We start from the raw sequence: 12,409 nt of genomic DNA on the forward strand, positions 1-12,409 counted from the left end.
GGAGGCCCGAACATGGGGGCCGGACTTACACAGAGTCGGCGACGAGCATTGCCCTGGCTGGTGCTCGCGCTGTGGGTCGCCGTGCTCGCGGTCGCTGCGCCGTTCGCCGGGAAGCTCGCCGACGTCACGCGCGACGGCGTCACCGACTACCTGCCCGCGAACGCCAACTCCACCCAGGTGGCCAAGCTCCAGGAGCGGCTGCCCGGCGGCGAGAGCACCGAGCTCGTCCTCGTGTACCAGCGCGACGGGGCCCTCACGGCCACCGACCGAGCGACCGCCGAGCGGCAGATCGGGCAGATCGCCGCCGAGCACGAGCTGACCGACACCCCGAAGGGCGTGCCCTCCGAGGACGGCACGACGCTCATGTACCCGGTCAGCAGCAACGAACCCGGTGCCGACGAGGAACTGCGCAACGCGTTCGTCGACGACGTCCGCGAGACCGCCCGCTCCGCCGACGGCCTCACCGTCGAGGTCGGCGGCCCCGGCGCGGTCATCCGCGACTCCAAGAAGGTGTACGACTCCCTTGACGGCCCCCTGCTCTACACCACCGTCGCCGTCGTCGCCGTCCTGCTGATCCTCATCTACCGCAGTCCCGTGCTGTGGCTGATCCCGCTGATCGTGGCCGGCATCGCCGACTACCTGTCCATGGGCGTCGCCTACGGCCTCAACCAGGCCTTCGGTACCTCCATCTCGGGCGCGGGCACCGCCATCATGACCATCCTGGTCTTGGGTGCCGGCACCGACTACGCCCTGCTCATCGTCTCCCGCTACCGCGAGGAACTGCGCCGCATCGAGCATCCGTACGATGCCATGAAGGCCGCCCTGCGCGGCTGCGGGCCCGCCGTGATCGCCTCCTCCGGCACCGTCGCCGTCGGCCTGCTGTGTCTGCTCGCCGCAGACCTCAACTCCAACCGCGGCATGGGCCCCCTCGGCACCGTCGGCGTACTGTGCGCGCTGATCGCCATGCTCAGCCTGCTGCCCGCAATCCTGGTCCTGGTCGGCCGCCGCGTGTTCTGGCCGCTCATCCCGGCCTTCGGCAGCACCCCCAAGGAGCGCCGCTCGCTGTTCTCCGCGATGGGCAGCTCCGCCGGACGCCGCCCGGTGACCGTCCTCGTCGCCGGCGCCCTCGCACTGGGGGCGCTCGCCCTCGGCGCCCTGAACCTGCCCGGCGACCTCAAGCAGGAGGACGCCTTCGTCGACCGGCCGGAGTCCGTCTCCGCCATGGTGACCCTGGCCGACGCCTACCCGGACAGCTCCAGCCAGCCCATCACCGTCATGACTCCGGCCGACCGCGCCGCAGCCACCCTCGCGGCGGCCACCTCCACCGAGGGCGTCGCTTCCGCCCATGTCGGCCGGACGGGAGAGGGCTGGACCGAGGTGTCCGTGAACGCCTCCGCACTGCCGCAGACGGACGCCGAGACCCGCACGATCAAGAGCCTGCGCGACAAGCTGGACGGCTCCTTCGTCGGCGGACCCAGCGCCCAGCAGATCGACCTGGAGAAGACCAACGCCCGTGACCAGAAGGTCGTCGTACCGATCGTCCTCCTCGCCGTCCTGCTCATCCTGATCGGCTTGCTGCGCTCCCTGGTCGCCCCGCTGATGCTGGTCGCCGCCGTGGTCGCGGTCTGGGGTGCCTCCCTCGGCATCGGCGGGCTGGTGTTCGAGCCGCTGTTCGGCTTCCAGGGCACCGACCCCGCCCTCGGCCTGCTGTCCTTCGTGTTCCTGGTGGCACTCGGCGTCGACTACGGCATCTTCCTGATGCACCGCATGCGGGAGGAATCCCTGGGCGGCGCCGAACCGGCCGAGGCCGCGCTCACCGCCCTGCGCACCACCGGCGGTGTCATCGCCTCCGCGGGCCTCGTCCTCGCCGCCACGTTCGCGGTGCTGATGAACATGGGCCTCGTCTCGCTGGTCCAGCTCGGCTTCGTCATCGCGGTCGGCGTCCTCCTCGACACCTTCCTCGTGCGCACCTACCTCGTCACCAGCGCCAGCGTCGCCCTCGGCCGGAAGGTGTGGTGGCCCGGCCGCATGGCGAAGGCGCCGGAGCCCGAAGTCCTGCTCCGGGAGCCGGAGCGCGTCTGACACCTTTCCTACCCCGTGTGATGCCCGTGGGCGCCCCTCCGTTGCGAGAGGGGCGCCCATGTGACGGAGGATGAGCTCGTGCCCGAAGCAGAAAGCAAACCCCATCTCAGTGAGCGGATCATGGCGGTGATCAACCGCGACCCGCGCACCGCCCTGCACGCCACCCGCAAGGACGTCCTGCTCGCCCTGGCCGTCACGGCCCTAGCCGTGGTCATCGCCCTCACCACCGACCCGGCCCGGCGTCCGGACGCGCTGGGCTGGCTCCTGCTGCTCGCGGGACAGCTGCCGGTCGTGTGGCGGCGGCGCCACCCGCTGGCGGCGCTGGCCGCCGAAGGCGCACTGCTCCTGCCGTACCACGCCCTCGACAACAACCACACCGCCCCGCTCCCGGTCTCGGTCGTCGTGTTGTACAGCCTGGCCGTCACCTGTCGGCCCCTGTACACCCTGCTCACCACGAGCACGGCCTTGGCCGTGGCGCTGAGCGTCATGATGTTCGTCAACAGGAAGCAGGCCGCCGAGGCGCTGCGGATCTCCGGCTGGGTGCTCGCCGTGGTCTTCATCGGCATCGCCCTGCGCTTCTACCGGCAGTACGTCGCCGCCGTCGTCGAGCGTGCCGAACGCGCCGAACGCACGCGCGAGGAGGAGGTCCGCCGCCGGGTCGCCGAGGAACGGCTGCGCATAGCCCGAGACCTGCACGACCTGCTCGCGCACAGCATCACCTTGATCGGCGTGCAGACCTCCGTCGCCGCGCACATCCTGAACGCGGACCCCGAACGCCTGGACCGCCAGGCCGTGGCCAAGTCCCTCGACGACATAGCCGAGACCTGCCGCGCCGCCCGCGGCGAACTGCGCACCACCCTGGAGGTGCTGCGCGAGCACGGCGCCGGCGACGCCCGCGACCCCCTGCCCGACCTGCACGGGCTGGAAGGTCTGGTGGCGGCCGCCCGGGTCTCCGGGGCCGAGGTGGACCTGACGGTCACCACCGACGAGGTACCGCCCGCCGCCGTCGGCGCGGCCGCCTACCGGATCGTGCAGGAGGCCCTCACCAACGCCGTACGGCACGGGGGCCGGCAGGACCTCGGCATCCGGGTCGGTGTGCGCGCCGGGGACGGATCCTTGCGGGTCACCGTCACCGACGACGGGACCGGCACGGGCGGGGGCGCCCCCGGCTTCGGGCTCGTCGGCATGCGCGAGCGGGCGCGCAGTGTGGGCGGAACGCTGGACGCGGGGCCACTTCCAGGCAAGGGTTTCGAGGTCAGTGCCGTACTGCCGCTGGGAGGCAACCCGTGACGATCCGCGTTCTGCTCGCCGACGACCAGGCGCTCGTACGGGCCGCGTTCGCGATGCTCCTCGAGTCGTCCCAGGACATGACGGTCGTCGGACAGGCCGGCACTGGCCGGGAGGCCGTCGAACTGGCCCGCAAGGAACGCGCCGACCTGGTGGTCATGGACATCCGCATGCCCGACCTCGACGGCATCGAGGCCACCCGGCTGATCGCCGCGGACGAGGATCTGGCCGGGGTGAAGGTGCTCGTGCTCACCACCTACGACACCGACGAGAACATCGTCGAGGCCCTGCGCGCCGGGGCCTCCGGCTTCCTGGTCAAGGACACGCGCCCGGCCGAACTCCTCGAGGCGATCCGCACGGTGGCCGGCGGGGAGGCCCTCCTCTCGCCCGGACCGACCTCCCGGCTCATCGCCCGCTTCCTGCGCAGCCCCGCGGCGGCTCCGCCCGAGACCGGCCCCGAATGCCTCACCGACCGCGAGCGCGAGGTCCTCACCCTCGTCGCGTGCGGCCTCAACAACACCGAGATCGGTGAGGCCCTCGGCCTCAGCCCCCTGACCGCCAAGACCCACGTCAGCCGCATCATGGGCAAGCTGGGGGCCCGGGACAGGGCGCAACTGGTCATCGTGGCGTACGAGTCGGGGTTGGTCAGTCCAGGGGCGTGAACGGGAGCGTTGGGTGGCCCTGGCCCTGGCCCTGGCCCTAGCCCTAGCCCTCTAGCCCTGGCAGAGGCCGCGAGTGTGGTCGTACGTAGCGGTGGCCTGGGAGTAGCGCCACTGCGGGTCCAGCAGGTCGCTCTTCAGCTGTGCGGCCGCGGCCGGGCTCTCGATGACGTAGCCGAAGTCCTGCAGCCAGGAGGGGTAGAGGTTCTTGGAGCCGATGTAGAAGGCCGCGCCGTCGACCGAGACGAGCTTGTGGTGCTGGGCGTACGGCTTGCCGTCGGCCCAGGCCGGCCGATCGGAAGCCCGGAACGTGGCCAACTGGAGGTTCTCGCACAGGGCCGTCCGCGCCCGGGCGCCGTCACCGGTCAGCGCCGTCACCCGGCCGCGCAGGGCGTCGCTCACTTCGGAGAGCGACTTGATCTGCGAGTAGCCGCCGCTGCCGATCGTGCCGCGGTTCGCCGGATCGCTCACGACGATGCGGACCTTCACGCCCGAGACGAGCTTCGCGGCGAGGGCGTCGTAGAGGCGTACGTCGTAGCGGGGGAGTGGCGGGCAGGTGGCGTGCACGTCCTGCTGGGAGATCTCTATGTGCGAGTTCGCGCTGGAGACCAGGGCGCGCAGGGCGCTCTCTTCCGGGTTGACGGTGTCGTAGTCCCGGTCGGCGTTGGTGTAATCGTGCAGGCCGATCCCGCACTTGGTGTCGCCGGCGGTCGGCAGGACCGGGCGGAACGAGGAGGTGGGGTCGTTCTGGCGGATGCCCACGCCGAGTCCGCCGACGGCGAGCGCGGGCACGTCGCCCCCGCCCTGCGGCGAGGCGGGCCGGGGCAGGGAGGGCATGCAGTCCGCGCCGGGTGAAGCGGCGAACCAGACCGCGCTCCAACTCGCCTTGTTGCGGCAGGTCCAGTCCCACAGGGTGTCGAGGTAGCGGCCAGCCGAGCCCGCCGCGGGCCCGTTCAGTGCGAGGTCGACGTCGTTCACCGGGTGAGTGGTGTCCAGGTAGTCGTCCTTCCAGCTGTTGATGCCACCCGTGATGACCGAACTGCCGTCCACCACCACGAGCTTGGAGTGGTTCCAGGAGAAGGCGGTCTTCGACGTGGTCATCGAGGCCACGTTGAGGGTGATGCCGGCCGCGGCGGCAGGGCCCAGCCGCGCGAGCAGCTCGTCCCGGTAGGACGACGGGATCACCGTGGAGTGGTAGAGGGGTGCGGCGCCCACCAGGATGCGCACCTTCAGCCGGTTGCCCTTCTGCGTCGATTCCTTGAGGCCGGCGATGATCGCCTCCTGGTAGCCCCCGTTGGGGAAGGGCGCCAGCGTCGATATGTCCACCGTCTGCCGGGCGCCGGCGATGTCCTGGCGCATCTTCTCGAGAAGACGGCGCGATCCGGGCCGGTCGGCGCACGTGGCGTCGCCCCAGCAGCCGGGGGTCTGGAGCAGCCAGTCGGCACCCCCGGGCTCGGACGAGCCGAGCCGGTTGCCGGACGTACGTTCCCAGACCGAGCCCTCCAGACCGGGCGAGACCTGACGCAAGGCCTGCTCGACCGAGTCCAGGTGCGGCGTGGGCGTGTCCGCGGCGGATGCCGGGGCGGCGGCGGGGAGGGAAAGGGCGATGGCGAGGGCGGATGTGGAGACGAGGGACGTCGTCCGGGCGGTGCGTGCCAATGTGGTTCCTTGACCGAGGAGTGGGGCGGGGCGGCTCGAGCCGAAAGCATGTCCGGCCCGGCTGCGAGCATGATCAACTCGCGCAAGTTACCAGTTGGTACGCAGCGGTTCCCCAGCCTCGGGCGACTTCCGGCCACCCGGAGTCGGCTGTTTGCGGCTCGAGCCCGCACATGCTCTGGCGCATGTCGGAGGCCTGCCCAACACCCGGTCCAGCGCCTCCTTCCGTCCCTGCGGGGCCCGGTGACTACATGATCACCTACACGCTGAAGGCCGACGCCACCACCGCGGCGTGGAAGCTGCGTACCAGTGCGGTCTATCAGGTGTACACCTACGGAACGGGCAACCCGGAGAAGACCTCGGACTTCGCCGTCGCCAGGAAGACGCCGGTGAAGGCCGGCACCGGCTTCGAGAAGTACAACCCGCTGTTTTAGAAGGCCGGAGAGTCCGGCCCGATTTCGCGGACCGCTTTGCGGACAGCCGGAACGCCAGCGGGATGCCTTCCCGCTGGCGTCAGGGTGTGCTTCTGGCCTGGTCGAGAACTTCGACGCGCGCGACGTTCTCCCGGTCCTCGGTGTCCGTGCTCGCTTCTGCGGCGAACCAGGCGTCGAGGATCTCCCTGAGGAGCGGCTCGGAGGTCAGACGCAGGCTGAGCGCCAGCACATTGGCGTCGTTCCAGCGGCGCGCACCGTCCGCCGTGTACGCGTCCGTGCACAGTGCCGCGCGTACGCCGGGCACCTTGTTCGCGGCGATCGAGGCGCCCGTACCGGTCCAGCAGCACACGACGGCCTGGTCGGCGTTCCCGGCGGCGACCTCGCGCGCCGCCGCCTCGGAGCAGGCTGCCCACTGCGGATTGTCGCCGGGGCTCAGCGCCCCGTACGGCACTACGTCGTGACCGCGGTCGCGCAGTTGCCCGAGAAGTGCGCGAGCCACGGGTTCGTCCATGTCCGAGGAAACGGAGATCCGCATGCCCCGAGACTAACCGGCCGAGGTGCGGACGGTCGCCGCGAGCCGCGGAATGAGCGCGTTGGCGTTGGACGGCGCGGACGAGGGGATCCGAGTGCGAACGGGCGTTCCGTGGCGGGACGTGCCCGTCGAGTACGGGCCGTGGGGCCGGACCTAAGACTTGTTCCGCCGATGGCAGCGAAGCGGCACCTGGCACCGGATCTTCAGTCGGCTCCAGTTCCCTGGCCGATGCGAAGGGTGCGATCGCCCCGCATCGGGCCGGGCCGGCCGCGCGTCCGTCCCGATCGGGTGCGTGCTCACAAGGCGCACGCCTCCCTCAAGAACCGCACCTACCTGGGTCGCCGGGGGATCCGCTGCACCATCCCGGACGGTCCGCTATGAGGCGACCGCCCTCATGGCGGCCATCGGCGGATCGCTGTGACCTGCACACATCAAGCGCGTCCAAGCGAGCCCGCAGGCACGGATGTGCTCTCACTCCACGGCGGCATCGAGGAGAAGCTGTGCCAGTTCGCGCGGCTGGGAGAACATCGGCCAATGACCGGTGTCCATCCTGGCCAGCCGCCAGCGCTTGCTGTTCAGCAGCTCGGCCACATCGTCGTCGGGCTCGGCGTCGTCGGGCTCGGTCCCCGGCATCACGCACAGGACGTATGTCGCGGGAAGTTCACCGAGCGGCCCCGCCAGCACGGCGGGTTCGGTCAGCGTGGCACCTGGGTGCGGCGTCGAGCCACGCACGAGGCGTGCGATCTGCTCGTCGGTGAGACCTTCGCCGTCGTAGTGAGCAGCCGGCGCGAGCGGCCAGAACCCTCCGTTCTCGGCGATCGATGCCTCCACCGCCGCCCCGCCGTCCGGCCAGGCGGAGACGAACGACTCGCCGTCGGTCGGAACACTCGAGTCGACGAATACCACGCGGGCCAGTCGGTCACCGATCCGCTCCGCGGCCTGACCGACCGGGATGCCCGAGTAGCTGTGACCCACCAGGACCACGTCACGCAGACCCCGGAGTTCCACCTCGGCAACGATGTCCTGGACGTGAGTCGCTTGCCCCGCCGGTAAACCCTGCTTGTCAGCAAGTCCGGACAGGTTGAGTCGGGAGCGTTCTGCGGAGCGGTCAGGACCCAGGTGGCGAAGGCTTCGACGCCGTCCACGACGGCCTCGAAGCGCGGGGAGTGGAACAGGTCGAACGCGTGCTGTCCGCCGGACAGTTCGGCATGGACCACGGTGCTGTCCGAGACGGCACGCAGTCGGTCGACGAAGTGCCGGGCGCCTTCGACGGTTGCCGGCGCGTCTTTGGTGCCGTGTGCGATGAGGAACGGTGGCGCACCGGGGTTGAGGTACGCATACGGCTGGTACGGGGACGGCGCTGCGGCGAAGGGACGCAAAGCGCCGACTGATGGCGGCGGCAGCCGGCGAGAGCGGCGCACCGCAGCCCTCGCCGGAAGCAGAGAGTGATCATCACGTCGCTGTGCGTGGCAATGTCGCTCGGGATGCGTGACCGGGGGAGCATTCGACGGGGTTCAGCCCGTTGGGCCGGCGGCGGTGACGGTCTGGGGCTGGAGTATGTCCTCGCCGTAGAGGTCCTGCACCCAGCCGGTCTGGTAGACGGTGTCGAGGTAGCGCTCGCCGAGGTCGGGGGCGATGGCGACTGCGGTCACCGGCTGTTCCTGCTGGGCCAGCCATTGGGTGGCGCCCTTGACGACGGTGCCGGTCGAGCCGCCGAAGACGAACCCGTGGCGGGCCAGTTGGTGGCACGCGCGAATCGTCTCGGCTTCGTTGACGTGTACGACATCGTCGACGTACGAGGCGTCGAGGAGCGGTGGGCGGATGCTGGTGCCGAGGCCGGGGATCATCCGGCGTCCGGGCGCGTGTCCGAACGTGGCGGAGCCCTCTGGATCGATCGCGACGATGCGTACGGGGCGGTGCCAGGTGCGGAAGTAGCGGGCGCACCCCATGAGCGTCCCGGTGGTGCCGGCCCCGATGAAGAGGACATCGAGGTCGGGGAAGGCGCGGGCGATGGCCGGTGCGGTGGTCCGGTAGTGCGAGCTGTGGTTGTTCGGGTTGGTGTACTGGTTGAGCCATACGTAGCGGTCGTCGGAGGCGCACAGGGCGCGGACGCGGTCGATGCGGGCGCCGAGCAGTCCTCCGGTGGGGGAGGGCTCGGTGACGATCTGGACCTGGCTGCCGAGAGCCTCCAGGAGCAGTCGGGTCGCCAGGTTGCAGCGGGAGTCGGTCACGCATACGAACCGGTAGCCCTTGCTGGCTGCGATCATGCCCAGCGCCACGCCGAGGTTGCCGGAGGAGGATTCGACCAGAATGGAACCAGGAGTGAGCAGGCCGTCACGTTCGGCGGCCTCGACCATCGCGGTCGCGGCTTTGAGCTTGATGGACCCCGCGAAGTTGAATCCTTCACATTTGAGGAACAGCCGGTGCCCGGTGATGGCCTCGAGGTCGATGTAGAGGTCGTCCTGGTTGAATTCCTGGGGGGCGGAAATGACCGGCATGGTTACCTCCTCGCATGCGCTCACGGCGCCGTCGGGTGCCGCCGGCCCTTGTGGGGGCGGCTCGGGGAAGGTGTCGCCTGGTGCCACGTCTTCGGGACTCCTCCAGTACGCGGGCTGACCGCGGCTCTGTCATGCCACAGGATGTCGTGGCTTGACGTCGGCCGTGATCAGGCGTACGGGCCGGGTGGCGTGGTGGTGTGAATGCGCCCGGCATGCAGGAAAAGGCAAGGGCCGAAGACCGCCACCGCCGGTCGCTTACCGCTGCAGGTGCGTGGCGTCAAGTCACGACATTCAGCGGCATGACGGATATTTACCCCTCGGGCCTACTGGAGGGGCGGCATCGCGAGGCCGTTCTTGAGGGCCTGAGGCCTTTCGCGGACGGAAGAAGCGCATGCCCTCTTGGTGACAGCTGAGCGCTCGGGGCCTCGCGGCCTGAGGAGCGCCGACTCCCGCCACAGGTCGAGTGCGTGGCCGGCGGGTGCCGACCGCCGCGGTCCGCGGCGCCCGGAACATCGTCGAGGAGTGCACATGCTAGAAGAATCCACCGATGCCTGGACGACCGGCACATCCGGCAGCCCGGCGGCCGAGACCGCGCGGCTCCTTGCGGAGGTGCTCGCCGATGTCGTGGGTGTGGAGCAGGTGCCGGGCGACAGCAACTTCTTTGATGATCTTGGTGCTGATTCGCTGGTGATGGCCGGGTTCTGCGCCCGGGTCAGGAAGCGGGCCGACCTGCCGCCCGTATCGATGAAGGACGTCTACCGGCATCCCACAGCCAACGGCCTGGCCTCCGCGCTCACCCACGCCGCGCCCACGGCATCGACGCCCGTATCCGCTGGGCCCGTGACCACGGGACCGGCATCGGCTGCGCCCCTGCCTGCCCAGGCGTCCGTCCATCCAGCCGTCCCGGCATCAACACAGGCATCAACACAGGCGTCAACGTCGGAGACTTCCTCGGCGTCCCTGCCGGCGTCTCCTGCGACGCACAGAAGGGCGGCCCGGGCGGGCACAGGGCAGTACCTGCTGTGCGGAATGCTGCAGTTCCTGGTCTTCCTCGGCTATTCCTACCTCGCCGCCCTGGCCACGGTCCGAGGCTTCGAGTGGGTCGGCGCCGGCTCCGGTGTGCTCGATGTCTACATGCGATCCGTACTGGTGGGCAGCGCGGGCTTCGCCGGCCTGTGCGCGGTGCCGATCGTGGCGAAGTGGACCCTCATCGGTCGTTTCACGAGCCGCGAGATCCCCGTCTGGAGCCTCGGCTACGTACGCTGGTGGCTGGTCAAGACCTTGATCCGCACAAGTCCCGTCCGCCTGTTCGCCGGGTCGCCGTTGTACGCGGCGTATCTCAGGGCGCTGGGCGCGAAGATCGGGCGCGATGTCGCGATCTTCTCCACGCACGTCCCTGTCTGTACCGATCTGCTCGCGATCGGTGACGGAACGGTGGTCCGCAAGGACGCGTTGTTCTCCTGCTACCGGGCACACGACGGTCTCGTCCAGCCGGGTCCCGTCACCCTCGGCAGCAACGTCCACGTCAGTGAACAGACCGTCCTCGACATCAACACCTCGATGGGCGACCAGGCCCAGCTCGGGCACGCCTCCAGCCTGCACGCGGGTCAGACCGTTCCCCCAGGCGAGCGCTGGCACGGGTCACCGGCCGAGCCCACCGCCACGGACTTCCGTAGGGTCGGTGCCGTCGGCGGCTCCACAGCCAGGAAGCTCCGCTACACCGTCGGACAGCTCCTCGCCCTGATGCTGGTGTACCTGCCGCTGGCCGCCGGCTGCGTCACGGCGCTGCTGGCCCCCCTGTCACAGCTGAACGCAACGTCTCGGGACGGGTCTTCGACGTTCACCAGCGGGACGTTCTACCTGGGCGTGCTGGCCACATCCTTCGTCCTGTTCTTCGGATCCGCCCTCGCCGCGCTGGTCATCCAGGGCGTGGTACCGCGCCTGCTCAATCTGGCGCTCAAGCCGGACACGGTCTATCCGCTCTACGGCTTCCACTACGGTCTGCATCGGGCCATCGCGCGTCTGACCAACATGAAGTTCTTGACGGCGCTGTTCGGGGACAGCTCCGCGATCGTCCACTACCTGCGCTATCTCGGCTACGACCTGTTCCGTGTCACGCAGACCGGTTCGAACTTCGGCAGCGAAGTGAAGCACGACAACCCGTTCTTGACCTCGGTCGGCAGCAAGACGATGGTGGCCGACGGCCTGTCGGTCATCAACGCGGAGTTCTCCAACACGTCATTCAGGCTGTCCCGGGTCTCGATCGGAGCCCACAGTTTCCTCGGCAACCACATTGCCTACCCCTCGCAGGCCAGGACCGGTGACAACTGCCTGCTGGCCACGAAGGTGATGGTCCCGGTCGACGGAGAGGTACGGGAGAACGTGGGCCTGCTGGGCTCGCCCCCCTTCGCCATTCCGCGCACGGTGATGCGGGACACCCGGTTCCAGGACCTGGAGAGCGGTAGCGAGCTGCGTCGGCGCTTGGCCGCCAAGAACCGGCACAATGCCGTCACGGCGGGGCTGTTCCTGACGGCGCGGTGGATCCACGTCTTCGCCGTGGCCCTGGTCGCCCTGGGCGCCGCAGCCCTCTACCCCTCGCTGGGAGCGTCGGCGTTCGCGCTGGCCGGTGTCCTCACGCTGCTGTTCAGCGTCGTCTACTTCGCGCTGATCGAACGGGCCGTCACCGGATTCAAGGTGCAGCAGCCGCTGTACTGCTCGATCTACGATCCGTCGTTCTGGCGGCACGAGCGCTTCTGGAAGATGGCGTCGGTCGACTACGCGCAGGTCCTCAACGGGACTCCGTTCAAGAACGTCGTCTGGCGGTTGCTGGGTGCGCGGATCGGCAAGCGGGTCTTCGACGACGGCTGCTTCTTCCCGGAGCGGACCCTCGTCACCATCGGGGACGACTGCACGTTGAACGCGGGCACGGTGATCCAGTGCCACTCGCAGGAGGACGGCGCCTTCAAGTCCGACCGCACCACGATCGGCGACGGCTGCACCCTCGGTGTCGGCGCGTTCGTCCACTACGGCGTGACGTTGGCAGACCGTGTCCAGCTCGCCTCCGACTCCTTCCTCATGAAGGGAGAGCAGGTCCCACAAGGGGCCCGGTGGGCGGGAAACCCGGCCCGACAGCTGCCGGGCCACACCCCACCACCTGCAATGCCACCTGCAACGCTGCCGGAACAGCCGTCCGGCTCCGCGCCCTTGCAGCCCAACCCCCTCGGCGACGTCTGACACCCAAACCCCCATCGGAACCAGACA

The 12,409-nt window shown here is 69.6% G+C and carries 10 protein-coding genes; 6 read left to right on the forward strand and 4 right to left on the reverse strand.

Annotated features, from left to right (window positions below; all coding sequences use genetic code 11):
• Positions 1-12 precede the first annotated feature (12 nt).
• The 3 genes from ACE1OC_RS40270 (at position 13) to ACE1OC_RS40280 (ending at position 4,031) form a co-directional block, all read left to right on the forward strand.
• A complete protein-coding gene (locus ACE1OC_RS40270) occupies positions 13-2,082 on the forward strand; it encodes an MMPL family transporter (protein ID WP_407841233.1) in 2,070 nt (689 codons plus the stop codon).
• Positions 2,083-2,202: 120 nt separating this feature from the next.
• A complete protein-coding gene (locus ACE1OC_RS40275; RefSeq protein ID WP_407841836.1) occupies positions 2,203-3,372 on the forward strand; it encodes a sensor histidine kinase in 1,170 nt (389 codons plus the stop codon).
• Positions 3,369-4,031: a response regulator gene (locus ACE1OC_RS40280; RefSeq protein ID WP_407841234.1), complete on the forward strand. Its 663-nt coding sequence runs from the start codon at positions 3,369-3,371 to the stop codon at positions 4,029-4,031. Before ACE1OC_RS40275 ends, ACE1OC_RS40280 begins: the two co-directional genes overlap by 4 nt.
• Before the next feature lie 51 nt (positions 4,032-4,082).
• On the opposite strand, the gene ACE1OC_RS40285 is transcribed toward ACE1OC_RS40280, so the two are convergent.
• Positions 4,083-5,687, reverse strand: coding sequence for a phospholipase (locus ACE1OC_RS40285; protein WP_407841235.1), 1,605 nt, complete (start codon positions 5,685-5,687; stop codon positions 4,083-4,085).
• 248 nt (positions 5,688-5,935) lie between these two features.
• Between ACE1OC_RS40285 and ACE1OC_RS40290 the strand changes: the two genes are divergently transcribed.
• Positions 5,936-6,118: a hypothetical protein gene (locus ACE1OC_RS40290; RefSeq protein WP_407841236.1), complete on the forward strand. Its 183-nt coding sequence runs from the start codon at positions 5,936-5,938 to the stop codon at positions 6,116-6,118.
• Between the two features lie 79 nt (positions 6,119-6,197).
• Here the strand turns inward: ACE1OC_RS40290 and ACE1OC_RS40295 are convergent, their stop codons facing one another.
• Both ACE1OC_RS40295 and ACE1OC_RS40300 read right to left on the reverse strand, forming a co-directional pair.
• Positions 6,198-6,653: an RpiB/LacA/LacB family sugar-phosphate isomerase gene (locus ACE1OC_RS40295; RefSeq protein WP_407841237.1), complete on the reverse strand. Its 456-nt coding sequence runs from the start codon at positions 6,651-6,653 to the stop codon at positions 6,198-6,200.
• Positions 6,654-7,121: 468 nt separating this feature from the next.
• Positions 7,122-7,769 (reverse strand): alpha/beta fold hydrolase, encoded by a 648-nt coding sequence (locus ACE1OC_RS40300; protein WP_407841837.1) that lies wholly within the window; start codon positions 7,767-7,769, stop codon positions 7,122-7,124.
• Between the two features lie 47 nt (positions 7,770-7,816).
• Here ACE1OC_RS40300 and ACE1OC_RS40305 point away from each other — a divergent pair, with 47 nt between their 5' ends.
• Entirely contained in the window at positions 7,817-8,041 is a 225-nt protein-coding gene (locus ACE1OC_RS40305; RefSeq protein WP_407841238.1) for a hypothetical protein, read from the forward strand.
• Positions 8,042-8,164: 123 nt separating this feature from the next.
• Here the strand turns inward: ACE1OC_RS40305 and sbnA are convergent, their stop codons facing one another.
• Positions 8,165-9,148, reverse strand: coding sequence for a 2,3-diaminopropionate biosynthesis protein SbnA (gene sbnA, locus ACE1OC_RS40310; RefSeq protein WP_407841239.1), 984 nt, complete (start codon positions 9,146-9,148; stop codon positions 8,165-8,167).
• Positions 9,149-9,676: 528 nt separating this feature from the next.
• Between sbnA and ACE1OC_RS40315 the strand changes: the two genes are divergently transcribed.
• Positions 9,677-12,382: a Pls/PosA family non-ribosomal peptide synthetase gene (locus ACE1OC_RS40315; RefSeq protein WP_407841240.1), complete on the forward strand. Its 2,706-nt coding sequence runs from the start codon at positions 9,677-9,679 to the stop codon at positions 12,380-12,382.
• Positions 12,383-12,409: the final 27 nt, after the last annotated feature.

It is taken from the genome of Streptomyces stoeckheimensis, from assembly GCF_045822005.1.
GTDB classification, from domain to species: Bacteria; Actinomycetota; Actinomycetes; order Streptomycetales; family Streptomycetaceae; genus Streptomyces; species Streptomyces stoeckheimensis.